Source organism: Ralstonia sp. AU12-08 (genome assembly GCF_000442475.1).
GTDB lineage: Bacteria > Pseudomonadota > Gammaproteobacteria > Burkholderiales > Burkholderiaceae > Ralstonia > Ralstonia insidiosa.
In genome coordinates, this window is sequence record NZ_ASZV01000047.1 from 269,094 (window position 1) to 292,452 (window position 23,359).

20 protein-coding genes are annotated in these 23,359 nt (G+C 65.6%); 11 read left to right on the forward strand and 9 right to left on the reverse strand.

Annotated features, from left to right (window positions below; translation table 11 throughout):
* The first annotated feature begins 186 nt into the window (after window positions 1–186).
* Both C404_RS53430 and C404_RS53435 read left to right on the forward strand, forming a co-directional pair.
* The gene (locus tag C404_RS53430; protein ID WP_021197047.1) at window positions 187–669 is read left to right on the forward strand and encodes an RrF2 family transcriptional regulator; all 483 of its coding nucleotides are present in this window, start codon (window positions 187–189) and stop codon (window positions 667–669) included.
* 234 nt (window positions 670–903) lie between these two features.
* Window positions 904–2,571 (forward strand): hypothetical protein, encoded by a 1,668-nt coding sequence (locus tag C404_RS53435; RefSeq protein WP_021197048.1) that lies wholly within the window; start codon window positions 904–906, stop codon window positions 2,569–2,571.
* Between the two features lie 30 nt (window positions 2,572–2,601).
* Here C404_RS53435 and C404_RS53440 read toward each other — a convergent pair whose 3' ends face one another.
* Entirely contained in the window at window positions 2,602–4,059 is a 1,458-nt protein-coding gene (locus tag C404_RS53440) for a sensor histidine kinase (protein ID WP_031330036.1), read from the reverse strand.
* Window positions 4,037–4,717, reverse strand: a complete 681-nt coding sequence (locus C404_RS53445) for a response regulator (RefSeq protein ID WP_021197050.1) — start codon at window positions 4,715–4,717, stop codon at window positions 4,037–4,039. Before C404_RS53445 ends, C404_RS53440 begins: the two co-directional genes overlap by 23 nt.
* 152 nt (window positions 4,718–4,869) lie before the next feature.
* Here C404_RS53445 and C404_RS53450 point away from each other — a divergent pair, with 152 nt between their 5' ends.
* Entirely contained in the window at window positions 4,870–5,931 is a 1,062-nt protein-coding gene (locus C404_RS53450; RefSeq protein WP_031330037.1) for an ABC transporter substrate-binding protein, read from the forward strand.
* Between the two features lie 18 nt (window positions 5,932–5,949).
* On the opposite strand, the gene C404_RS53455 is transcribed toward C404_RS53450, so the two are convergent.
* The gene (locus tag C404_RS53455) at window positions 5,950–7,080 is read right to left on the reverse strand and encodes a porin (RefSeq protein WP_021197052.1); all 1,131 of its coding nucleotides are present in this window, start codon (window positions 7,078–7,080) and stop codon (window positions 5,950–5,952) included.
* A gap of 287 nt (window positions 7,081–7,367) precedes the next feature.
* On the opposite strand from C404_RS53455, the gene C404_RS53460 reads away from it, so the two are divergent.
* Window positions 7,368–7,802 carry a PaaI family thioesterase gene (locus tag C404_RS53460; protein WP_031330039.1) on the forward strand — a complete coding sequence of 145 codons (435 nt, stop codon included), beginning with the start codon at window positions 7,368–7,370 and terminating at the stop codon, window positions 7,800–7,802.
* A 64-nt stretch (window positions 7,803–7,866) separates the two neighbouring features.
* On the opposite strand, the gene C404_RS53465 is transcribed toward C404_RS53460, so the two are convergent.
* The 3 genes from C404_RS53465 to C404_RS53475 form a co-directional block, all read right to left on the reverse strand.
* Window positions 7,867–9,372, reverse strand: coding sequence for an MmgE/PrpD family protein (locus tag C404_RS53465; RefSeq protein WP_021197054.1), 1,506 nt, complete (start codon window positions 9,370–9,372; stop codon window positions 7,867–7,869).
* A gap of 40 nt (window positions 9,373–9,412) precedes the next feature.
* Window positions 9,413–10,498, reverse strand: a complete 1,086-nt coding sequence (locus C404_RS53470; RefSeq protein WP_021197055.1) for a porin — start codon at window positions 10,496–10,498, stop codon at window positions 9,413–9,415.
* A 64-nt stretch (window positions 10,499–10,562) separates the two neighbouring features.
* Window positions 10,563–11,453 (reverse strand): HpcH/HpaI aldolase/citrate lyase family protein, encoded by an 891-nt coding sequence (locus C404_RS53475; protein WP_021197056.1) that lies wholly within the window; start codon window positions 11,451–11,453, stop codon window positions 10,563–10,565.
* Window positions 11,454–11,675: 222 nt separating this feature from the next.
* Between C404_RS53475 and C404_RS53480 the strand changes: the two genes are divergently transcribed.
* The 5 genes from C404_RS53480 (at window position 11,676) to C404_RS53500 (ending at window position 16,968) form a co-directional block, all read left to right on the forward strand.
* Window positions 11,676–12,425, forward strand: a complete 750-nt coding sequence (locus C404_RS53480; RefSeq protein ID WP_021197057.1) for an IclR family transcriptional regulator — start codon at window positions 11,676–11,678, stop codon at window positions 12,423–12,425.
* 48 nt (window positions 12,426–12,473) lie between these two features.
* Window positions 12,474–13,751, forward strand: a complete 1,278-nt coding sequence (locus C404_RS53485; RefSeq protein WP_021197058.1) for a CaiB/BaiF CoA transferase family protein — start codon at window positions 12,474–12,476, stop codon at window positions 13,749–13,751.
* A 43-nt stretch (window positions 13,752–13,794) separates the two neighbouring features.
* Window positions 13,795–14,814 carry a cyclase family protein gene (locus tag C404_RS53490; protein WP_021197059.1) on the forward strand — a complete coding sequence of 340 codons (1,020 nt, stop codon included), beginning with the start codon at window positions 13,795–13,797 and terminating at the stop codon, window positions 14,812–14,814.
* Window positions 14,815–14,833: 19 nt separating this feature from the next.
* Entirely contained in the window at window positions 14,834–16,282 is a 1,449-nt protein-coding gene (locus C404_RS53495) for an MFS transporter (protein ID WP_021197060.1), read from the forward strand.
* 92 nt (window positions 16,283–16,374) lie between these two features.
* Window positions 16,375–16,968, forward strand: coding sequence for a hydrolase (locus C404_RS53500; RefSeq protein ID WP_021197061.1), 594 nt, complete (start codon window positions 16,375–16,377; stop codon window positions 16,966–16,968).
* A gap of 4 nt (window positions 16,969–16,972) precedes the next feature.
* Here the strand turns inward: C404_RS53500 and C404_RS53505 are convergent, their stop codons facing one another.
* The gene (locus C404_RS53505) at window positions 16,973–17,818 is read right to left on the reverse strand and encodes a helix-turn-helix transcriptional regulator (protein WP_021197062.1); all 846 of its coding nucleotides are present in this window, start codon (window positions 17,816–17,818) and stop codon (window positions 16,973–16,975) included.
* Window positions 17,819–17,942: 124 nt separating this feature from the next.
* On the opposite strand from C404_RS53505, the gene C404_RS53510 reads away from it, so the two are divergent.
* Window positions 17,943–19,409 (forward strand): MFS transporter, encoded by a 1,467-nt coding sequence (locus C404_RS53510; RefSeq protein WP_031330045.1) that lies wholly within the window; start codon window positions 17,943–17,945, stop codon window positions 19,407–19,409.
* Between the two features lie 132 nt (window positions 19,410–19,541).
* Window positions 19,542–20,330: an aquaporin gene (locus tag C404_RS53515; RefSeq protein WP_052027486.1), complete on the forward strand. Its 789-nt coding sequence runs from the start codon at window positions 19,542–19,544 to the stop codon at window positions 20,328–20,330.
* A 10-nt stretch (window positions 20,331–20,340) separates the two neighbouring features.
* On the opposite strand, the gene C404_RS53520 is transcribed toward C404_RS53515, so the two are convergent.
* Window positions 20,341–20,988 carry a response regulator transcription factor gene (locus C404_RS53520; protein ID WP_021197065.1) on the reverse strand — a complete coding sequence of 216 codons (648 nt, stop codon included), beginning with the start codon at window positions 20,986–20,988 and terminating at the stop codon, window positions 20,341–20,343.
* A gap of 290 nt (window positions 20,989–21,278) precedes the next feature.
* A complete protein-coding gene (locus C404_RS53525) occupies window positions 21,279–22,493 on the reverse strand; it encodes an EAL domain-containing response regulator (protein ID WP_031330048.1) in 1,215 nt (404 codons plus the stop codon).
* Window positions 22,494–23,359: the final 866 nt, after the last annotated feature.

Consider the following 23,359-nt stretch of genomic DNA (forward strand, 5'->3'; position numbering starts at 1 on the left):
ATAAGACGGGGACGCCGTTGCACTTCTGGTGTGCTGCAGCGTGTTCTTGCGACTTCCTGACACCGATTCTATTAAACGTGCATTTTCTATACAACAATAAGACCTGCGGCAAACCGGCGCATCCAAGGCGCGCGCTTACCCGTAAGATGCGCCTTTCATGAATGTTTTACGCACAACGCACCTGCCATGCGACTGACCGACTACACCGACTACGCCCTGCGCACGCTGATCTACGTGGCCGTGCACCCGGACGAACTGGTCACGATCCAGCGCATTGCCGATGCGTTCGACATTCCCAAGAACCACCTCATCAAGATCGTGCAGCAGCTCGGGGGCGATGGCTTCCTGCACACCGTGCGTGGGCGCGCGGGCGGCATCACGCTGGGCCGGCCCGCTGCCGAGATCAACCTTGGCGACGTGGTGCGCGCCACCGAACCCGACTTCCGCTTGGTCGAGTGCTTCCGCGCAGACGACAACCACTGCGTCATCACGCGTGCATGCGGGCTGCGCGGCGTACTGAACGACGCGCTGCGGGCGTATTTCGCGGTGCTCGACACGTACACGCTGCAGGATCTGGTCGATAAGCCCAACGCGTTGAGCCGGGCGTTGGGTGAGGGCGTGGCGTTGCCGATGCCGCGGGCGCGCGCCAAGCCGGCCTCGCGCCGGTAGCAGCGTCGCTGCAGTTCCACCCGCCAGAACGTTTCCCCGCACGCAACCCGCTGACCAGAGCAACTCAGCGTTCTCTAAGCAAAGCACGCAACCGCCTGCGCTGAATTCACTTGAGCGTCATCGTCCATCACCAAGATTCGGCCGCGCAAACGTTTCAGTTGTACACGAGCCACCCACACCGCATGGGTGGCCGGAAGCATTTGCCCGACCTCATCACCTCGACTGGAAACCACGATGCTCTCAACCAAGAAGACGCTGCTCGCGATTGCTGTGCCCGTGTGCCTGTCCTTCGGCCTGTACGCGTGCGGCGGCAGCGACGACACCAAGACCGCCGGCCCCGACACCGCACCGACTAACCCGACGCCCACCAACCCAACCACACCGACCCCGCCCGCCAAGCCGCAAGGCGTGTGGACGACGGGCGACCTGCACGTGCACACGGCCGAGTCAGTCGATGCCGTCACGCCGCTGGCGGCCGTGCTCGATCACGCATTCAACCTGAACAGCCTGGACTGGATGGCGGTGTCCAACCACCTGCGCCCGTCGCCGCGCGATGCCACGGGCGCCACGCTGCCGGGCGGTTCGATTGCCGCATCGGCGGGTATCGCGCAGTACGAGATGCCCGCCATTGCGCAGGCACAAGCCGCCGGCAAGTACACGGGCAAGCTGATCTTCTCGGCCACCGAGTGGGACATGCCGACACACGATCACCTGAACGTCGGCATCTTCGAGGGCACCGACAAGCTGCAGACCTCGGCCAAGGGTCTGAACAAGTTCGAATACTTCTTCACGCAGCAGGCCGCCTCGCTGTTCAACCCGAACGATGTGGCCGCATGGCAGCAGGAAGGCCCGCGCGCCGGCAGCACGCACGCTGATGTGGTGAACGCCTTCACCTGGCTCAAGACGAACTACCCGAACACCAGCTACGGCCTGATCAACCACCCGTCGCGCAACCCGGGCAAGTACACGGTGGCGGATTTCCGCCAGTTCAACGACACCGCGCCCGACATCATGTTCGGCATCGAGGGCATGGTCGGCAACCAGATGGAGCCCGATCGCGGCGGCTACAACAGCGCCTACATCGACGCCAACCTGCCCAACCGCACCTACGGCGGTGTCGACTACGTGGTCGCGCAAGTCGGTGGCGTCTGGGATGCACTGCTGGGCGAAGGCCGCCGCGTCTGGAACTTTGCAGATTCCGACCACCACTTCCAGGTGGACGCCACGCAGCAGTTCAGCAGCGGCTACTACCCCGGTGAATACGCCAAGACCTACATTTGGCTGCCGGGCACCAGCACCGACCTGAAGACACTGCTGGGCGCCATGCGCTCGGGCAAGTCGTTCGGCGTGTTTGGTGATCTCATCAACGCGCTGGATTTCCACGCCGACAACGCCACCGCCTCGGCTGACATGGGCGGCACGCTCACCGCAAAGGCCGGCGACAAGGTGACGATCACCATCCGCTTCAAGAGCCCCGATCACAACAACTACGAGTACCCGCTGGGCAGCGGCTTCAAGGCCAACATGCGCCCGGTGGTCGACCACGTTGATCTGATCGCCGGTGACGTTGGCCCCAAGGCCGCCCCCGGCACGCCCGCGTATGCGAAGGCCACCAACGACTCCACCAAGGTCGTTGCCACCTTCACCAAGGCGGACTGGAAGGTCGATGCCGACGGCTACAACAGCGTCACGTACACCACCACCGCAACGAAGAACCAGTACTTCCGCCTGCGCGGCACCAACCTCGGCATGAACGTGTCGGGCGAGACCAGCAACGGCAACCCGCTGCCCGACCAGAAGACGGTGGTGACGGAAAACGTAGCGCGCTTCAACGCCATCAATGACCGCAACTACAACGATCTGTGGTTCTACTCGAACCCGGTGTTCGTGTCGGTGCAGTAAGGCCGGTGTCAAGGCAGCAACAGCGGCAACTCAGGCGGCGGCCGGCGCCCCGGCCCGCCGCAGCCACACCGTCACCGCCAGCCCCGCGCCACCCGGCCCGGGCGCTAGCGCAATCTGCCCACCCATGCGATCGACGATCTGCCGTACGATCGCCAGGCCCAGGCCGCTGCCCTGGGTCTGCGTGTTGCCCAAGCGCGTGAAGCGCTCGAACACGCGTGCGTACGCCTCGGGCGGAATCCCGGGCCCGTTGTCGGTCACGGTCAACATGGCCCAGCCATAGTCGGCCGACACCTGCACGGTGACGTGGCCGCCTTCCTGCGTGTAACGCACGGCGTTGTCCACCAGGTTGAACAGCAGGGCTGCAACCAGCGTGCGATTGCCCAACGTCCAGACCGGCTGCTCTGCCGACTCCATCCCCAGATCGATGCGGCGACCATCGGCCAGCAATGCGAGGTCTTCGAGCACGGTGCGCGCCACCTGCAGGAGTTCGACCGTTTCGCTGGTGGCGGCGGAGGCTTCGGCCTGCGAGAGCAACAGCAGATCGTTGATGAGATCGGCCAGATTGCGCGTGCTGGTGCGCGCGGCTTTCAGCACCTCGTGCAGCGCATCGTCGGCATTTGTTTGCGCGGCCACCTGCATCTGCGTGTCGAGAATCGCGAGCGGCGTGCGCATCTGGTGCGCGGCATCGGCAATGAAGCGCTTCTGCGTGAGCGCGTTGTCCGCAATGCGCTGCAGGTATTGATTGAACGCACCGGCAATCGGCTGCAGTTCGCGCTGCAAGCCCTCGGGATCGAGCGGTGCCAGATCGGTGGGCGCGCGTGCCGACACATTGCCGGCCAACCGCAGAATCGGCCGCAACTCCAGCGTCAGGCCGATCAGGATCATCGCCAACGCCAGCCCCACCAGCGCCAACTGGCGCACGGTGGCGGGCCACCACAACTGCCGGATCATCGCGTCGCGGCCGTTCATGGTTTGCGCCACGCGCGTGACAACGCGCTCGGTGCGCCCGGCGTCGTACATGGTGCGCACCACGGCGGCCACGTGCACGGGCTGGCCTTCCTGCGTATCGGTGTAGGTACCGGTATCGGCCAGGCCCGCGGCATCAAAGGCGGGGCGCGTGCCGAAATCCAGCCGCCCGGCCAGCAGGCGGCCATCTTCGGTGCTGACCTGATACGCAATCTGGTCGCGCACGGGGGTCTCGGGTGCGGCGAACACCGCCAGCGCGGCCGGCGGCACGGATACGCGCAGGCGGCCTTCGTCCCATTCGATCTGGCCGCTGATCATCTGCGCGGCGGTATCGAGCGCGTGGTAGTGCACGAGATCGGCGTTGTGGCGCGCGGCCGCCAGGTCCAGCCAGGCATCGGCCGCCACATAGACGACCAGCGGCAACGCCAGCCACAGCAGCAGCCGCGCACGCAGGCTGCGCGCGCGTGAGGTGGCCGGTGCCACCTGTACCGCCGGTTGTTCAGGATTGCTGGGTTGAAGCATCGCGCAGCAAGTAACCGAGGCCGCGCAGCGTGACGATGGTGGCGGCGGAATGCTCCAGCTTCTTGCGCAGGCGGTGGATGTAGATTTCGATGGCTTCGGGGCTGGCTTCGTCGTCCAGGCCAAACACACCGTTGACGAGCGCTGGCTTGGACACCGTGCGCCCGAGCTTGAGCATGAGGATTTCCAGCACGGTGTGCTCACGTGCGGGCAGCACCAGCGGCTGGCCGGCCAGCGCGAATGTGCGGCTGCCCGTGTGGTAGGCCAGGTCGCCACAGTGCAGCTCGACGGATTGATCGGGCGTGCTGCGCCGCACCAATACCTGGATGCGCGCGATCAGCTCGCGGATTTCGAACGGCTTGACGAGGTAGTCATCGGCACCGGCGCCCAAGCAGGCAACCTTGTCGTCAATGCCGCCGCTGGCAGTCAGGATCAGCACCGGTACGGGGTTGCGGCGACCGCGCAAACGTTGCAATACGCCTTGCCCCGACAGCGTCGGCAACTGTAGGTCGAGCAGCACCACGTCGTAGTGCTGGGTGAGCAGCAAGGTATCGGCGGATTCGCCATCCGTGGCGTGATCCACCGTGAAGTGTGCGCGGCGCAGGGCTTCTGACAGCCAGTGCGCCAGGGGGGCGTTGTCTTCGATCAGGAGCAGCTTCATACGAAAACAGCGCGTCCGAAAAATGAAAGCGATTTGTGGGTTGCCGCTTCCTAGAATGGTGACGGCTGCCTACGCGTGCGCTGGGGGCATCACTCGCTGATTGCTGCAGCGCGCGCGATACCGATATCTACAAAAGAGCCGGAGACAACTCAATGGGTGTTTTTACCTGCAGGGGCAGGGTGCGAAACCAGCGCACCCGCAGCCCCCGGGGCTGGATCACGCCGTTGCTCGCTGCCTGCCTCGCGCTGGCAGCTACGCACGCCTTGGCGCAAGACCCCACGCGCCTGACCATCATGGTCAGCGGCACGGCCAAGATGATCTACCTGCCCGCCACACTGGCACAGCGCCTGGGCTACTTCCGAGACGAAGGGCTGGAGGTGGAACTGCTCTCGCAGCCCGCCGGCGTGGATGCCGAGAGCGAACTGCTGACCGGCTTCGCGCAGGGCGTGGTCGGTTTTTACGATCACACAATCGACCTGCAGGCCAAGGGCAAGGAAGTGCGTGCCATTGTGGTCTTCAGCCAGGTGCCGGGCGAGGCGGAAGTGGTGTCCACGCGGCTGCCCGCCACGGTGGAATCGATGCGCGAGCTGCGCGGCCGCACGCTGGGCGTGACGGGCCTGGGCGCCTCCACCAGCTTTCTCACGCGCTACCTGACGGCACAGCAGGGACTGTCTGCGGGGGACTACACCATGCTGCCGGTCGGCGCGGAACACAGCTTCGTCAAAGCGCTGCGCAGCGGCCGTATCGATGCCGGCATGACCACCGACCCGACCGTCTCGCGCCTGGTGCGCAACGGCGAAGCCCGCGTGCTGCTCGATCTGCGCACGCTCGAAGGCACGCGTGCCGCGCTGGGCGGCCCGTACCCGGCGGCATGCCTGTATCTGCAGACCGAATGGCTCGAAGCCCATCCGGAACTGGCCACCAAGCTGGCCCGCGCTTTCGTGCGGACCTTGCGCTACATGCACACGCACAACGCGGAGGACATTGCCGCACGCATGCCGGCGGAATTCCGCCACGAACATCCCGAGCTCTACGTCAAATCGCTTGCCGCCGCGTTGCCCACCTTCAGCGCCGACGGACGCATGCCGGACGACGGCCCACCCACCGTCCTGCGCGTCCTCGCCGCCAGCAATGCCAACGCGCGCGACAAGCACATCGATCTCTCGCGCACCTATACCAACAGGTTTGTCGATCAGGTGCGCGAGCAACGCTAACTACGTCAGGCGCGTCGATCAGAAGCGGGTGCGCATACCGATGGCAAATTCCGTCTGGCTGTTGTGGCCGTTGGTCGAGCCCACGATGTACTGATCCTTCAGCTTCATGTAGTCAGCCGCCACGTAGAACTCGGTGCGCTTGGACACGTGATAGAACACCGAGCCGTACAGCGTGCTCTTGCGGCCGCTGCCCGAGGCCGTGGCACCCAGCACGCTGGCGTACGCGTTGAGCGTGTTGCCGTTGGCGTCGAAGGCAGCGTTGTTGGCCTTCATGATCTGGTAGCCGATCTCGTAGTCAAAGGCGCCTTGCGGAGCGATCTTCAGCGAGACGGTGTAGGCGTTGTCGCTACGGTTACCGATCGCGGCCGGCTGCTCGCCGGTGTAGTGGAAGTAGCCCGCATTGATGCGGAAGATGTCGATGATCACGTTGCCGCCGATCGAGTACGAGCGATCGGTAAAGCCGTTGACCTTGGCCTGTTGCGCGAAGCCCGCCAGGTGGAAACTGTCGCCGTTGTAACCCAGGGCCAGCGATTCGGTGGAGCCTTGCGAGAACTGGCCCGGCACTTCACCAAACTGGTAGCCCAGGGCCGTCAGGAAGCGGCCGTCCCACATCTTCTTCCACACCACACCGTTGTTCAGGCGCGTGCCCGTGGCGCTGCCTGCGTAGAAGATCAGTTGCTTGAAGTTGTTGACGTTGGTGTAACCGCCTTCGTCCAGGCCCACCTTTTCGCTGGTGTACGGGTCACCGTAGATGGCCGAGATATCGCGCGCGATGGCGTTCTGGCGGCCGAAGGTCAGCTTGCCCAGGGCTTCGCTCGACAGACCCACCCACGCATCGCGGTTGAACAGCACGCCCGGGGTGTCCATGTTGCCGGTCGGCGTTTCAAACTCGGATTCCAGTCGGAAGATGGCCGACGTGCCGCCGCCCAGGTCTTCCTTGCCGGTCAGGCCCCAGCGGCTGCCCGAGAACCAGGGCACTTGGAAGCCAGTGGTGCGTGCGCCGGCCGCGTTGGTGTTGTTGACGGTGCTGATGGTGGTATCGATCAGGCCATAGAGCGTCACGTTCGACGCTTGTGCATGGGCGCCAGGGGCGGCCAGGGTGGCCACGGCTGCAGCGGTCGCCGCCAGGGCGAACTTGGTACGGGACATCGAAGTCTCCTTCCTTTGTGGGTAATGGTGTCCGGTCGTGATGCCGGCTTCGGGTAACGCGCGAGGGCGGTGAATCCAGTCAATCAGGCCGCCCGATGCAATCGCTGGGCGAGCGTAGAGGGGGCGACCTTTCTGGAGCCTTTCGCGTCGGCGTGCGCGCAACGCTAGGGTTCACCCGCATTGGAGGGGCGTTGTTGCGGGGGCCGTTGCAACGCATTGCAGTCATGGAAACCCAGCTCGCGGTAGAGTGCGGAGTCGTTCCACCCCAACCCCATCTGACTCTTCCCATGCATCCGTCCCAAATGACCGGTCTGCAATTGCTGCAGGCCATGTCGCGCGGTGAGCTGCCGCGCGCGTCCATCAGCGAAACCATCCCGATGTCGATGGACCTCATCGAATCCGGCACCGTGCACTTCGGTGCCCAAGCCGACAAACGCCACCTCAATCCGCTGGGTGGTGTACACGGCGGTTTTGCGGCCACCGTGCTGGATTCCGTGACCGGCTGCGCGGTGCACACCATGCTCGAAGCCGGCGTCGGCTACGGCACGGTCGACCTCAACGTGAAGATGGTGAAGGCGGTGCCGGTGGATACGCCGCTGGTGGCCGTGGGCCGCGTGCTGCATGTATCGCGCACGATCGGCGTATCGGAAGGCACGCTCAAGACGCAGGACGGCACGCTGCTGGCCCATGCCACGGCGACGTGTGTCATTCGCCGTCCGTAAGGGGCAGCAACAAGAAAGGGGGCATCAACGCCCCCCTTTTTTTTGAATGCAGCGCCGGCTACATTCAAGCCGCCCGCTCTGCCATGGCGGCCTCGAACAGGGGATCGACACCGCGTAGCCGCTCCATTGACCAGATGCGCCGGATCAGCGCCTCGCCATTCGCGCGGGTGATGGCCGTGCCCGCAGTACGCCAGAACTTGGCTTCAATCGCCTCGCGCGTCAGCGGCATATCGGGCGCACCCGGCAGGTCATCAACGCGCTCGGTCAACACCTCTCCCGAACGCAAATACACCGAGATGCGGTTCGGAATGTGCCGCGGATACAGCGCGGTGAGCGCCGGGTCCTCCTCGACACGGATCTTGGGCATCAACGCACGCACATCTGCGGCGGCGAGCTTCTCGGGCGCGTAGCTTTCATTCGTCAACGTGCCGTCGATGAGGGCGCGCGCCACGACGTAGGGCATGCTGTGGTCGGCCGTTTCTTTGGTGGCCGGCGCCCAGACATACGGCCCGCTTCCGGTGATTTTGTAGCCGAGCTGCGTCGTCGCAACGACGACCTTGTCGATCTGTGCAGGGTCGTGAATCCGCCCCGACAGCCGGATGGCCGCCTCCACCGCAGTCAGCGTGTGGCCTTGCGCCGGATACGGTTTCACCAGCACATCGGCAATACGGAACGCACGGCCCGGCCCGCCGAATGCCGCCGTATCGATGGCAATCGGCTGGCCCGCGACGAGCTTCTCGAACCCGTAGGTGCCCTCGAAGATGGGGCTGGGGCCAGTAATGCCCTCCCGCGCCAGGCTGGCCGCAAAGACACCGCTTTTTGCCGCCGACGCATCGGCCAGCCCTTTCCAGTTCGACAGCACCTGCGTTCGGGTCTGGTTCATCGCAATGTGGTCGATGAGCGCGATGTTGACGGCCTGCGTCAATTGCTCGACCGAAAGCTGCATCAGCTTGCCGGCGGTCAAAGCGGCGGTGACCACGCCGTAGCTCGGGTTGTCCCAGCCACGCGGGTTGATGGCAGCGGCATCGAAGAGCCGGCATTCGATCTCGTAGGCAACGAGCGAGGCCAGGATGAAATCCTGGATCGAACGCCCCTCCGATTGCGCTACGGCAAGACTGACCGAGATGAAATCGCTCGGATGCCCGATCTCTTTGGCGGCGTAACCATCGTTGAGGTCGTAGTAGCGGATGGCCGCGCCGTTGGCGAAGGCGGCAAGCTCCGGCGTCGTGCGGTGCGTGGTTCCGATGAGCGCGGACGCGTGGCTCGCACCGGCCTGCGCAACATGGAAGCAGCGCTGGACCACCGGCTCCTGCAACGCCGCCAGCGCGCAGCCAAACGTATCGACCAGCCGCAACTTCAACGCTTCCAGCGCACTGGCGTCGATGTCTTCGTATCGCAGGCGGTGCACGTATTCGGCCAGGCGATTGGCGATGGGCAGCACAGTGGTGGCGGCAGGTTTGGCCGCGTCGGCAAGAGCTTGCGCCGACGACGCCCCCGCAAAGGCAACGCCCGCCGTACCGGCAAGCGCATGCAGCAGAAACGCGCGACGGCGCGCAAGCGTGATGGACATGTCACGATCTCCTGATCAGGTTTTTTGAGTCTCAGAACAGTCAGAACAGCTTGCGCATACCCAACGCCACGCCCGTGCTGACGGAGCGGCCGCTGGCGAGTGAGTAGTGCAGGAAGCTGTAGTTGTAGTTGTCGAAGTCCAGCGCGGCGCGGTGTGCGGCACCGGCCGCGAGATAGAGCGTCGTCGTCTTCGACGGGAAGTAGTTGAGCTGCAGGGTGACCTGCTGTGGATTGGTCAGCTGCGGGGCCGGCTGCCCAGGCGAGGTGTTCTGCGCGCGGACATTCTCGTAATAGAACGCGCCGATGGCCTGTAGGCGCTCGGACAGGCGATAGCGCACGCCCGTCCACAGGAACGTGTAGCGCGTGACCACCAGCGGCGTGGTCACGTTGCCGTTGCCCTCGGTCAGGCCGACGATCCACTCGGCGCGGCCCAGGGCAAGCATGGCGGCAGCCGAGTAGCGCCGGAAATGCGTGACGTTGCTGAGCTGCGAACCGTTGACGTTGTCATAGGCCGCAGCAAACGACAGCGGGCCGCTCGCATAGTCGAAGCCGGCGCCGTACGCGGCACTGGTCTGGAACGTGCCTGGCGTGCCGCCCAGGGCATAGTGCGCCTGCACGGCCAGCGGGCCGGTCTCGAACCGGTACTTCACGACGCTGTTCTCGCGAAAGTTCAGGCCGACAATGGCGCCGGCGGGCTCATACAGCGTGGAGTACGCACCGGTGGGCGAGTACTTTTCCATGACGTCGAACAGCGTGGTGTACTGGCGGCCGAGGCGCAGCATGCCCCACTGGTCGTTCTCCAGCGCCACCCATGCGGAGCGGTCGAAACCGCCCCCGCCCGAGCCCGTTCCGGTGCCGTTGTTGAGGTTGATGCCGCTCTCCAGGCGGAACGCGGCCCGCCACCCACCACCCAGGTCTTCCTTGCCCTTCAAGCCCCAGCGCGAGCCGCTCTTGCCGCCCGAGGCCATGCGCGTCTGCGTGACGGCGCGACCGTCGCCCGGCGCTGCCTGGCTGGTCAGGAATTCGGTATAGACGTCGGCAACGCCATACAGGGTGAGGGTGGACTGTGCGCTGGCGCTGGCCGAAAGAAGGCCCAGTCCGCATAGCGCGAACATTCGCGTGGTCATGCTTGTCTCCTGCTGTTTTGATTTTTGGGGTACGGCAAGTGCCGGCGGCGCCGGCAAATCGGGGCTAGGGCATGCGCCTCTGGCTGGCGGCGTGGCGAGCAAGCACACGGCGCGCGCGCGTGACGCCGGGGGCGTCGACCATCCGTCCGTCGAACCGGAGTGCGCCTCGGCCCTCGGCGCGCGCAGCATCGAAGGCAGCGAGCAGTGCGCTGGCGTCGGCAACCTCGTCCGCCGAGGGCATGAATGCGCGGTTGAGTACCGCCACTTGCGCAGGGTGGATGCAGGTCGCGCCGGCAAAGCCCATGTCGACGGACTGCTGTGCCGCACGCTCGAAGGCATCGAGATCGTCCAGCACATCCAATCCGCCGGTCAGGCCGAGGGGCAGAACGCCTGCGGCCCGGGCGGCAATCACCAGCAACTGCTTGGGCACGCGCAGCACCTCGGCACTGGCGCGGCTGTCGCAGGACAGCGCGAAATCACCGCCGCCAAGCATCAGGGCGGCAATACGCGGCGTGGCGCGCGCAATGTCGCTCATCACCTCGAAGGCGCGCGGCGTTTCAATGATCGCGATGATGCGGGTCCGGCCAAGCGGGGCGCCGGACGCGTTCTCCAGCAACCCCAGCTGTTCATCAATGGTCTCCAGATGCGCTGCGCCACGCACCTTGGGCAAGACGACGCCGCTCGCGCCTGCCAGAACGGCGGCGCGCAAGTCCGCCGCCATGGGTTCCAGCGGGCCGTTGACGCGCACCAGCACGTCGTAGCCAATGCGGGCCAGGCGCGGAATCGCTTCGGCAAGCGCGCCGCGCGCCTGCGCCTTCTGTTCGGGCGGTACACCGTCTTCCAGATCGAGGATGACGGCATCGGCCCCGCAGACTTCGGCCTTGGCAACGTAGCGGGGGACATGGGTGGGCACGTACAACAGCGAGCGCCAGACCGGCAAGGGTGACGAAAACATGTCTACTCAATAAAATGAAAGTGACTTTCATTTTTTGTGTTTGGCGCCGAATTCGTCAAGACTATCGTTAACCCTTGTGATCACTTGCATACGCGAACCAGCGCATCACCCTGGAAGATCCAAACGGCTATTGCCAAACTCGTTGTCACAAATATAATGAAAACAACTTTCATTTTTTTTGCGACGCCACCAGCGCGTCGGCCGGCACGTCACGAGGTCCACATGAACATGCAAACAGAGGGCGGCGTCTCCGCAGTCAATCGCGCCCTGACCGTCCTGCTCGCCTTCGGCAACGCCCCCAATGGGCTGATGCTGGCGCAGGTGAGCGAAGCCACCGGGCTGAACATGAGCACGCTGCTGCGCATGTTCGAATCGCTGGAGCAGTTCCGCTTCATCAAGCGGCTGCCGGATGGGCGCTACGTGCTGGGGCCGGCCAACTTTCACCTGGGCATGACGTATCGCGAGTCGTTCCAGCTGCGCGAACACGCCGCGCCGATCCTCGCCCGGCTGTCGGAGGAGACCGGCGAAACCGCTGCGTTCTACGTGCGCGAAGGCGACCAGCGCGTCTGCCTGTTCCGCTTCCATGCCGAGCGCTCGGTGCGGACCAATCTGCGTGAAGGTGATCGTTTCCCGCTCGATGTGGGTGCCGCAGGGCACGTGCTGCTGGCGTTTTCCGGCACACGCAGCGCGGAGCACGAGAAGGTCGTGGAGCAGGGGTACGCCGTCTCCATTGCAGAGCGCGATGCGGAAAGCGCGGCGATTGCCTGCCCGGTGTTTGGCGTGGGCCGCGTGCTCAGCGGCACGATCTCACTGGGCATCCCGCGCTATCGCTTCAACAAGAAAGTGCAGAACGACTACCTGCCGCGCGTGCTGGATGCCGCCACCGAGCTGACACACGCGCTGGGCGGAGACCTCCCGTCTTCCGGCGCTGCCACCTCCCAAGCCGACTCGCTCGGCGCACTACAGGCGTAGCGCAGGCGCCCAGGCGCGCCACACCAGTTACCCATCCCGGAGACACCGATGTCCGTTGAACACATGCCACCCCAGGCGGGGAAGGCCCCCTTTCGCGCGCCGACTGGCCCGATCCACATGAAGCAGTTCGATGCCGATGCGCGCGGGCCACTGGCCGGAGTGCGCGTGATCGATCTGTCGCGCTTGATGGCGGGCAACATGCTGAGCGTGCAGCTCGCCGATTTCGGCGCCGACGTGATCAAGGTCGAAGGCGAGCACGGCGATACGCTGCGCGCGGTGGGCGCCGGCGGCATCAGCACCAACTGGAAGGTCTACGGGCGCAACAAGCGCAGCGTGTGTGTGGATCTGCGCTCGCCGGAAGGCATCGATATCGTGCACAGGCTCGTGCGCGAGGCCGATGTGTTCATCGAGAGCTTCAAACCCGGCGTTGCCGAGCAGATGGGGCTCGGCCCCGAGGTGCTGCTGGCGCTGCGCCCGCAGCTGGTGATCGCGCGTATCTCCGGCTGGGGCCAGAGCGGCCCGTACCGGCACAAACCCGGCTTCGGCACGCTGGCCGAAGGCTATGCGGGGTTCGCCGCCATCAATGGTTTTGCCGATCGTGAACCGGTGCTGCCGCCAATGTTCCTGGGCGACATGACGGCCGGCCTGTCCGGCGCGATTGCCGTGCTGGTAGCCCTGCGCGCACACGACGCTGAGGGCGCGACGGGCCAGGTGATCGACGTGTCGCTGTTCGAACCGCTGTTCTCCATTCTCGGGCCGGCCGCCGCCAACTACGCGCTCACGGGCAAGGTCAAGCCGCGCACCGGCAGCCGCTCGACCAACACCGCGCCGCGCAATACGTACCGCACCCGCGACGGCAAATGGCTGTGCATGTCGAGCTCTACGCAGGGGATGGCCGAGCGCCTGTTCCGCGCCATCGGGCGTGCCGACCTGATCGACGACCCGCGCTATCGCACCAATGTGCAACGCGTGCAGCACGCGGAAGAACTGGATGCCATCGTGGGCGCCTTCATTGCCGAGCGCGACCTGGAGAGCAACCTCGCCTTCTTCGAGGCGGCGGGCGTCACGGTTGGGCCGATCCACGATATCGCCCAGATCGTGCACGACCACTACGTGATCGAGCGCGAAGCCCTGGTCGAACTGCCGGACGACGACGCAGGCAGCCTGCCCATGCACAACATCGCGCCGCGCCTGTCCGGCACGCCGGGCGTGTTTCGCCGGCCGGCACCCACACTCGGTGAGAACAACCGCGAAATCCTGCTGCCGCTGCTGGGCGAGGACGACTACGCCCGCCTCACGGCGCAGGGCGTGATCCTGCCACGCTAGGCAACAGCACCACCAGAACACAAATCAAAAACGAGGAGACTGCATGAACCCGCGCTGGACCCACCGGCCGCCCGGTTCCAATTGGGGCGACTTCGGCATCGATGATCAACGAGGCAGACTGAACTGGCTGACACCGGACCGCGTCTTGCGCGCCGTCGCAGAAGTGCGCGAAGGCGTGGTGTTTTCGCTCAGCCTGCCGCTGGATGTACCACGCGGCGGCGGGCTCAACGCCCGGCGGCAGCCGCCAACGATCAGCCCCGCACTGCTGCAAGGCAAGCCGTACTTCGGTTATCGCGCCGAGGAAGCGGCGCGCAACGCAACGGATATCGTCTGCGACGATGCCTTCTGCATGCACTCGCAGTTCTCCACGCAGTGGGATGCGCTGTCGCATGTGGGCTCGCTGTTCGATGCGGACGGTGATGGCAACGCAGAAGCCGTGTTCTACAACGGCTACCGCATGGACGAACACGTGCGCGTGCCGCAAGCCGGCGCATCGACGGGCGGCGCACATGCACTGGGCATCGAAGTCATGGCCCAGACCGGCGTGCAGGGCCGGGGCGTGCTGATCGACCTACGGCACCACTTTGGCGATGCCCGCCGCAAGATCGGCTACGACGATTGGATGGCCGTGCTGCGCGCCGACGCTATCGTTGTCGAGCGCGGCGACATCGTCTGCATCCACACCGGCTTTGCCGATCGCTTGCTGCAAGCCGATGCCGCCGGCGAACGCGCCGTGCCCGATGTCTGCTGCGTGCTCGACGGCAACGACGCGCGGCTGCGGAACTGGATCGACGCCTCGGGCCTGGCCGCACTGGTCGCCGACAACCACGCGGTGGAAGAACGCCCGCAGCAGCTTGCCGACCGCACCAGCCCCGGCGCGCTGATGCCGCTGCATGAGCTGTGCCTGTTCAAGCTGGGCATCCACCTGGGCGAGCTGTGGCACCTGACGCCGCTAGCGCAGTGGCTGCGCGCACATCAACGCAACCGTTTCCTGCTGACCGCGCCGCCGCTGCATGTGCGCGGGCTGGTGGGGTCGCCGGTCAATCCGGTCGCAACGGTCTGAACCCTGCAGGAGACACCTCATGTCTGCAACCTATGCGCAGTCGATCGCTGCGCGCATCGACCGCCTGCCGGCCACGGGCACCATCTGGCGCCTGGTGCTGCTGCTGAGCGTCGGCGGCTTCTTCGAGGTCTATGACCTCTTCCAGATGACCTACCTGCCGCCTGGGCTGATCCGGGACGGCATCTTTCACGCGGGCGCCCACGGCACGTTCGGGATGTCGGATCAGGGGGCACTGGGCGCGGCCACATTTGCCGGCCTCTTCATCGGCGAGATGTTCGTCTCGCGCCTGGCCGACCGCATCGGGCGGCGCACCGTGTTTACGGGCGCGCTGCTGCTGTACACCGCAGCCAGCGTGGCGATGTGCTTCCAGAACACGGCGCTCGGCATCCACCTCTGCCGCTTCGTAGCCAGTTGCGGCGCGGGCGCGGAGTTGATCACGATCGGCGCGTTCCTGACCGAGCTGGTGCCCAAGGACATGCGCGGGCGGGCCTTCGCGGTGTGCTTCGGCATCAGCTACCTGGCCATGCCCGTGCTCGCGCTGGCGTCCTGGCTGTGGATTCCGCAATCGCCGCTGGGCATCTCGGGCTGGCGCTGGGTAGTCGCGGCGGGCGGCAGCGGTGCCATCGTCGCCTGGTGGCTGCAGCACCGCCTGCCGGAGTCGCCGCACTGGCTGGCCATGCGCGGACGCACGCAGGAAGCCGAAGCCATCGTCCAGCAGATCGAGGATCGTGTTGAGCACGAATCCGGCCGCCCCTTGCCGCCCGTCCGGACACAGGCCGCCCAGGCACCGGGCAGCGCACCTGCCGCGCAATCGATGTGGGATCAGCGCTACCGTGGCCGCACGATCATGCTGATCACCTTCAATGCGTTCTTGAGCATCGGCTTCTTCGGCTTCAGCCAATGGCTGCCGACGCTGCTGGCGGCACAGGGCGCGTCCATCTCCAAGAGCCTCTGGTATGCGTTCGTGATTGCCTTCGCGTATCCGGTGTCGCCCTTCATCGGCGGGCTGCTGGCGGATCGCATCGAGCGCAAATGGCTGATCGTTGCAACGGCCATCGGCGTGGTCGTGTTCGGCACGGGGTTCGCCATGTCAGGGCAGGCGCCGCTGGCGATCCTCTTTGGCGTGCTCATCACCCTGTGCAACACCGTGATGGCCAGCAACGCCACCGCCTATCAGGCCGAAGTGTTTCCGACGCAGATCCGCAGCCGCGCGCTGGGGTTCGTGCATGCATTCGGGCGGCTGACGGGCATTGCCAGCAGTTTCATCATCGCCGTGCTGCTTGAGCGCGCGGGCGCACCTGCGGTGTTCGTGCTGATCAGCGCGAGCATGCTGATCGTGATGCTGTCGATCGGGATCTTCGGGCCGTGCACGAACAACCGCTCGCTCGACGAGATTGCCGGTGCGGAAGAACCGCGTGCAAACGACGCGGCACCAGCCTTCAGCACGCTGCCGGCAGGCCGGTCCTGACACACCACGGCGCACTTACACTTCCCGCTGGGGCGGCGGAACCGTGCCGCCAGCCCCATGTCTGATTCGTCCCATCCCCAGGAGTCACACCGATGTCTGCCGAGCAACCGCTGGTCTTGTCGCCCCAAACCACCGCACTGGTACTGATCGACCTGCAACGCGGCATCCTGCCGTTTGCGCAGGGGCCGCATTCGCCGGAACAGGTGCTGGGGGCCTCCGCCCGTCTGGCCAAGCGCTTTCGCGAGCTGGGCGCGCCCGTGGTGCTGGTGCGTGTGGGCTGGGCGCCGGACTACGCAGATGCCCCGCGCCAGCCCGTCGACCGCCCAGCACCCACTGTGCCCGGCGGCCTGCCGCCGCAATGGTGGGAGCAGCCCGCCGAGCTGGAAGTGGCCCCCACCGACATCCAGATCACCAAACGCCAGTGGGGCGCGTTCTACGGCACCGAGCTGGACCTGCAACTGCGCCGTCGCGGCATCACCACCATCGTGCTGGGCGGTATCTCGACACATGTGGGCGTGGAATCGACCGCGCGCGCCGCATGGGAGCACGGCTACGCGCTGGTGCTGGCCGAAGATGCGATGAGCTCGAACGATGCGGCGCTGCATCGCTCTTCTGTGGAGAACGTCTTCCCGCGCCTGGGTCGTGTACGCAGCACCGACACCATCCTCGCGGCGCTGACGGCCTGAGCGTTCAGGCGCCATCCTCCATCGGCACGTACAGCACCATGCGCAGGCGCGGGTCTTCCATCACCGGCAGGCCGATGTAGTCGTAGCGGACGACCTTGCCGCCGGGCGTGCGGATCAGCTTGTGCTCGGCACGCTGGGCACGCACCTCGTGCTGGCGCCACCAGGTGTCGAACTCGCGGCTGTTGGTGCGCAGGCGGTCAACCAGCGCCGCGAGCACGGGGTCGTCCGCATGCGGGTCGTACACCGCACGGAACTTCGCCAGCATGCGGCGCGCCTCGGTCTCCCACTCGACAAAACGCTCGCGCGCGTTGTCATACAGGAACATGTAGACCAGCGAGTTGCGGTCTTCCGGCGGCATCGCGCCGAAATCCATGAAGAGCTGCGTGGTGGCCTCGTTCCAGCACAGCAGCTCGGTGCGGTAGCTGCGCACGTGGGCAGGCAGGACCATGCCGGCGACGGCCCGGCGCAAGACATCGGGCACCGCTTCCGCCTGTGCGTGCCCGACCGTCCCAACCCCGGGCCCTGTGAAGGCCGCTTCCGCGCGCGCCAGGCCACGCATATGCGCGCGCTCATCCGGCGACAGCCTCAACGCCCGACCGATCGCCTCGATGGTCGCCACCGAGGGCCGCACGTCGCGCCCCTGCTCGATGCGCACATACCAGTCGATGCTGATGTTGGCGAGCTGCGCGACTTCCTCCCGGCGCAGGCCGGCGGTACGGCGGAGCCCGCTGCCCTCGGGTAGCCCCACATCCTGCGGACGCAAGTGACTGCGGCGGCTGCGCAGGAACTCGCCCAGCTCGCTACGGGGCGCGGCGGGGATGGGGGCCAGATCAGCAGTGAAATCGTCCATGGGGGCATTACACACGACGGCACGTATCGATGGGAGGGACAGCGCAATCCTAGGTTAATCCTAGCTCTGAATCGAATCGGCACGGGCGCCTACGCTGCGTCCATCCCTCTTTCCGGAGCCGATCGTGACCCACGTTTCTTCTGCGTCTTCCTCGCTGGAACCCCGCCGCTGGCTGGCCTTTGGTGTGATGGTGACTGCGCAATTCATGTTCATCGTCGATGCGTTCATTGCCAATGTGGCGATCCCGAGCATCCGCACGAGCCTGCATGCCACGCCCTCGCAACTGGAGGCCGTGCTGGCGGTGTACCAGCTCGGCTACGCGATCCTGCTCATCACCGGCGGCCGACTGGGCGACCTGTTCGGGCGCCGTCGCGTGTTCCTGCTGGGGCTCATCGCCTTTACCGCCACCTCGGCCGGCTGCGGGCTGGCGGGCAGCGCGGCGGCGCTCATCGCGTGGCGGTTTGCGCAAGGCCTCTCCGCCGCGATGATGGTGCCGCAGGTGCTCGCCAGCGTGCAGGCGCTCTTTGCCGGCGCGGAGCGCGACCGCGCGCTGTCGATCTTCGGGCTGGTGATGGGCACCGGCGGCGCGGCCGGGCTGCTGGTGGGCGGCGCACTCACCAGCGCAGACATCGCCGGGCTGGGCTGGCGTACGGCCTTCCTGATCAACGTGCCAGTGGGTCTGACTGCCGCGCTGCTGGGCTGGCGCTGGATTCCGCGCCCAGCCGCAGGGGCTGCGAAGGTCCACCTCGACACCGCCGGCGTAGCGTGGATGGCCATCAGCGTGGCGGCCGTGCTTGTGCCGCTGCTGTTCGGCCGCGAACTGCATTGGCCAATGTGGAGCCTGGCGTTGCTGATCGTGGGCCTGCTCGGCATGGCAACGTTCCAGCAGCTTGAGGCCCGCGTCGACCGTGCGGGCGGCACGCCGCTGCTGCCGCCAGCGCTGCTGCAACATCGTGCCTTCATGACGGGCCTGACGGCGTCTGGGCTGCATTACATCAGCATGATGGCGTTCTTCCTGGTGCTGACGTTGTATCTGCAGAACGGGCGGCAACTGTCAGCGTTGCGCATGGGCGTTGTCATTCTGCCGCTGGCGCTTGCGTTTCTCATCACGTCGCGTGTGGCCAATGCGCTGGTGCGGCGCTATGGCATCCGTTCGCTGCTGGGCGGTCTCGGCTTGATGGCGGCGGGTCTGCTGACGCTGCTGTCGGGCTTCGGCACGACGTGGGCGCACCCGATCGCGCCCAGCATGACTCGCATCAGTCTCGCCCTGGCGTTACACGGCGCGGGGCAAGGGCTGGTCATCGTCCCGCTGATCGGCCTGGTGCTGACCGGCGTGCCGCGTGCGCAGGCCGGCGCTGCAGCGGGGCTGTTGATCACGGCGCAGCAACTGGCGGGAGCGCTGGGCGTGGCGTGTATCGGTGGGCTGTACTTCACCTTTGCCGCCGATGGCAGTGCAACGGGCATGACGCACGGCACGGTGGCCGGATGCATCGCGATGCTGGTGGCGCTGGGCGCCGCGGCAACTGGCTTCATGCGCCTGGGGGCACGGCAACGGCAACTGGCGGCGGCTGGTGTAGCAAGCCCGGCCTGAGTTCTCGCCATTCGATACTGCATTCCATACCAAGGAGAGCGACACAAGCGCGCCGCAGTGCATTGATCGGCCCAGGCGGGCGTCCCACACTGCCGCGCGATGCGCTTTGCATCGTCCGCATTCCGTTCCCGCATGGCCACCGTTTCTCCGCTTCGCACCGCATCGTCGGCAGCGCCCGCCGCATCGGCTTCCATCTCCCTGGCCCGTCGCCTTGTTGCGGAGGGGCTTGGCACGGCGTTGCTGATTGCCGTGGTGATCGGCACAGGCATCCACGCAAATCGCCTCTCCGGTGGCGATGCCACGTGGACACTGCTGGCGCAATCGCTGGCAGGCGGGGCAGGGCTGTGCGCGTTGCTGACGGCGTTCGGGCCGATATCGGGCGCACACCTGAACCCGGCGGTCACGCTGTCGGCGCTGGTGCAGGGGCGCCTGCAATGGCGCGAAGCGCTGGCCTATGGCGTCGCCCAGGCACTGGGGGCGGTGCTCGGCGTGATGGCAGCGCATACGATGTACGGCATGCCGGCGTTGTCGGCGGGCACCCACGTGGCAACCGGCCCCGCGCTGTGGTGGAGCGAGGCCTTGGCAACGTTCGGGTTGATGGGGGTGGGCATCGCCTGCGGCCGTCACGCACCAAAGCAGTTGCCGCTGGTGGTCGCCACCTACATCGCCGCCGGGTATTGGTTCACGGCATCGTCTTCGCTGGCCAATCCGGCGCTCGCACTGGCCTGCGCGCTAACCGATGGCCCCTCGGGCATCCGCCCCGGCGATGTGCCTGGCTACATGCTGGCGCAACTGGTCGGTGCCCTGGTAGCGACGCCGCTGTTTGGTTGGCTGATGGACGCCCGCGCCGCAGAAGCATCGCCCGCCACCGCAACGCCGGCAAAACCACTGCCGCTGTCGGCCCGCCGCCGCACCGTCTGACGCGCCGCGCTCAGTGGAGCTGGGATAGCCCGTTCGTTCGGGCAAACTGGAAAAGATCGATCTCGCGCGCCAAGCCGAGCTTGCGCAGCGCGGCCGTCTTCTGGGTGCTGACGGTCTTGACGCTCGAACCGAGTTTGCGCGCAATCTCCGACACGGCCATGCCGTCGGCATACAGGCGCACAACCTCACGCTCGCGCGCGCTCAGGGTCTCAAAAACGTTGCGCACGTTGGGATTGAGACCACTCTCTTCCAGGATGCTGGGGCTGTAGTAGTGCACACCACGCGCGGCCGCGGCGATGGCGTGGCCGACATAGACCAGGTCATCGCTCTTGCTCACGATGGCAGCCACGCCCTGCTGCCGCATGCTGCGCAGCAGAGCCGGATTGTGGAGCATGGTACAGACCACGATCGCCCGCTTTGGATGCTGCTTGCGCAAACGTGCGAGCAGCGACATGCCGTCGAATGCCGGGTCCCCATTCATGCGGTAGTCCGTGACGATGACATCGCAATCGATATGTTCAAGCACCTGCAGCAACTCATGCCCATCATGCGCCTGCGCAACAATGCGCTGCTGCGGAAACTGCGCGATGGCGGCCGTCAGCCCCATCAGGATCACCGGATGATCGTCTGCCGCCACGATCGATAGGAATGGGGACATAGTGTGCGATCAGGTAAGCGCAGGCTGCGCGGACGCCTGGAGGCGTCGTGGCCCATCGTCGATCAGGGCGCGGCATTGACGCGGCGAAGCGAAGCAGAAGCGAGCGATCTGCAAGCGCAAGCGCGGTAGAGGGGAGGCAATCGGAGCCGTCATGGGTGTGGAAAGCCGACAAAGAGTGCCGGTAACCATACCCACGCGTGATGCCCAATGGGATCAGACTTTTCTTACTTTGGCCGCCCCGTAACCTTTCGGGGCAGAAGCCGTTTCAATCAGGGCTGCACGAAACTGAATCAGGCCGCTGCCTGCACATGCGCCAGGAAGGCCGTGGTCGACAAGGGCGCCGCCCACAGATAGCCCTGTCCCGTCGCACAGCCCAGTGTGCGCAAGGTCTGGCGCTGCGCATTGGTTTCCACCCCTTCCGCGATGCACTCCAGGTGCAGCGTGCGTGCCAGCTCGATCATGGTGCGGCAGATCACGCCGCGCTGGCTGGTCTGGTTGACGGCAGCTGTAAACGATCGGTCGATCTTGAGGATGGTAAAGGGCAGGTCCGCCAGCAGCTTGAGGGTGGCAATGCCCACGCCAAAATCGTCGATGGCCAGCGGATGGCCAAGCAGGCGCAGGCGGTTGAGTGCGATGATCAGTTGCGTGGCATCCGGCACCGGTGAATCTTCGGTGAGTTCCAGGCTGATGGAGGCCGGTGCAATGCGCGCTTCCCGCACGATGGATTCGACCCGCTCGATGGTGCCAGGGCGGCTGAGCGTTTGCGCGGAGGCATTCACGCCAATCGGCACCGGATGCGCGTGCGCGGCCAGCGCGTGCTGCACACGCACGCAGTGCTCCAGCACGTGGAAGAACAGGCCATCGGCCAGCCCCAGTGCCTCCAGGCGCGGCACAAATGCCGCCGGCGACACGCGCCCATGCACCGGATGGATCCACCGGCACAGCGCCTCGGCGCCGACAATCTGATCGCTGGCGAGATCATGCTGCGGTTGCAAGACCACGTCGATCTGCTCGGGTGTCTCGTTGATCAGCGCAGCAAGCTCGTCGTCGGAAAATTGCGGCGTGCCAAGCGGCGCGGCGGGAGCGGGATTGCGTTCGCGCGCGGCGGCGTCTTCCAGCAACGGCAGTACGTGCGCGGGGCGCAGCGGCTTCTGCACGCCGTGCGTGTGGGTCAGGCCAACGGCATCGGCCAGGCTCACGTGCGACTCGACGATGGGTGCATCCATGGCGCTGACCCATGCCCATACGGGCGCCTGCCGGGGGAACACCTTGCCGCCGCGTAGCAGCAGCTGTTCCATCAGTTGGGGGCCGTTCATGCCAGGCATGTCGATGTCGCACAGGACAAGGTCGACATGGCAGAGCTGGAGCAGGTAAAGCGCCTCGCGGCCGTCGCAGGCGGTCAGGATCTGCTGCACGCCCAGCGTATGGAGCAGCTGCCTTGCGGCGGCGCGTTGCACGGGGTGGTCATCCACCACCAGCACGGCGAGTTGTGCGAAACCTTCCATCGACCAGTCCTTCTTGTTGTAGGTATGAGGCGGAGGGCGCATCCCGTTTTTGCGCCGTGCTGCATCCGCTGCGTGCCGTCATTGAAGCACTGCGCGCGCCCCTTGTCAGGCGGCGACGCCAGAAAAACAAAGCCCGCGCAGCTTTTCAACTGCGCGGGCCTTGAGCGATTCCCCCAACCTTTTGAGCTTCCGACATCCGGTGTCGACGGTGTCGGGATATCAGAAATCGTGCCTTAAAAAAATGAAGCCCGCAACAGGGGCGGGCTCAAAAGGGGGGGAGTGCTCTCTAAAGAGAGAGCAAGGTGAAGTTTAGTGGAGGGGTCCCCATCGGACTGTCCGGATGACGCCGAATCGCTTGTAGGACAAAAACTGACGCGGTTTCGCGATGTTAAAAGCACAAAGCGCGTGGTTACGCACAAATTCGAGACACTGGCGTGATTCAAACGACGCTTTCAATGGTGCTGTCCGACACACGGCCCTTGGGCTGGAATGGCGGCTTAAAGCAGGCGATTGAAAAAAGTGCTCGTTGCGATCGGGCAACGCCCAGAGGTTTGGGACCAGGAAAACAGCGTAGCCGGAATCGGCCAGGAGGCAAGGCGGCCGCGAAGAACAGCAATCGGACGCGCCAAAGAAAAAAGCCCGAGCACCAGGTGCTCGGGCCACAATCCACCAAGGAGGGTGGAGGAGACAGTTCCTACTATAGCGAATGATTTGCTGCGTTGCAATAACGTAGAACTACTTAATGCAGCAAAGCGGCCACAAGCGTTGCGAGGGCGCCACGGGTGGCGAAAACGATTGCACCCGCCAGAAGATGACGCGGCGCAACAAATGACGCAGCGCGCTGTGAGAATTCAGTCTTCCCACAG

Excerpts from the sequence above, each read along its gene's own strand:
- C404_RS53465 (WP_021197054.1), bottom strand. The coding sequence starts at position 9,372 with ATGTCCATCACGCTTGCGCGCCGTCGCGCGTTTCTGCTGCATGCGCTT.
- C404_RS53435 (WP_021197048.1), top strand. The coding sequence starts at position 904 with ATGCTCTCAACCAAGAAGACGCTGCTCGCGATTGCTGTGCCCGTGTGC.
- C404_RS53455 (WP_021197052.1), bottom strand. The coding sequence starts at position 7,080 with ATGTCCCGTACCAAGTTCGCCCTGGCGGCGACCGCTGCAGCCGTGGCC.
- C404_RS53515 (WP_052027486.1), top strand. The coding sequence starts at position 19,542 with ATGGCCACCGTTTCTCCGCTTCGCACCGCATCGTCGGCAGCGCCCGCC.
- C404_RS53520 (WP_021197065.1), bottom strand. The coding sequence starts at position 20,988 with ATGTCCCCATTCCTATCGATCGTGGCGGCAGACGATCATCCGGTGATC.
- C404_RS53500 (WP_021197061.1), top strand. The coding sequence starts at position 16,375 with ATGTCTGCCGAGCAACCGCTGGTCTTGTCGCCCCAAACCACCGCACTG.
- C404_RS53495 (WP_021197060.1), top strand. The coding sequence starts at position 14,834 with ATGTCTGCAACCTATGCGCAGTCGATCGCTGCGCGCATCGACCGCCTG.
- C404_RS53445 (WP_021197050.1), bottom strand. The coding sequence starts at position 4,717 with ATGAAGCTGCTCCTGATCGAAGACAACGCCCCCCTGGCGCACTGGCTG.
- C404_RS53485 (WP_021197058.1), top strand. The coding sequence starts at position 12,474 with ATGTCCGTTGAACACATGCCACCCCAGGCGGGGAAGGCCCCCTTTCGC.
- C404_RS53490 (WP_021197059.1), top strand. The coding sequence starts at position 13,795 with ATGAACCCGCGCTGGACCCACCGGCCGCCCGGTTCCAATTGGGGCGAC.
- C404_RS53460 (WP_031330039.1), top strand. The coding sequence starts at position 7,368 with ATGCATCCGTCCCAAATGACCGGTCTGCAATTGCTGCAGGCCATGTCG.
- C404_RS53475 (WP_021197056.1), bottom strand. The coding sequence starts at position 11,453 with ATGTTTTCGTCACCCTTGCCGGTCTGGCGCTCGCTGTTGTACGTGCCC.
- C404_RS53525 (WP_031330048.1), bottom strand. The coding sequence starts at position 22,493 with ATGGAAGGTTTCGCACAACTCGCCGTGCTGGTGGTGGATGACCACCCC.
- C404_RS53450 (WP_031330037.1), top strand. The coding sequence starts at position 4,870 with ATGGGTGTTTTTACCTGCAGGGGCAGGGTGCGAAACCAGCGCACCCGC.
- C404_RS53440 (WP_031330036.1), bottom strand. The coding sequence starts at position 4,059 with ATGCTTCAACCCAGCAATCCTGAACAACCGGCGGTACAGGTGGCACCG.
- C404_RS53430 (WP_021197047.1), top strand. The coding sequence starts at position 187 with ATGCGACTGACCGACTACACCGACTACGCCCTGCGCACGCTGATCTAC.
- C404_RS53505 (WP_021197062.1), bottom strand. The coding sequence starts at position 17,818 with ATGGACGATTTCACTGCTGATCTGGCCCCCATCCCCGCCGCGCCCCGT.
- C404_RS53480 (WP_021197057.1), top strand. The coding sequence starts at position 11,676 with ATGAACATGCAAACAGAGGGCGGCGTCTCCGCAGTCAATCGCGCCCTG.
- C404_RS53470 (WP_021197055.1), bottom strand. The coding sequence starts at position 10,498 with ATGACCACGCGAATGTTCGCGCTATGCGGACTGGGCCTTCTTTCGGCC.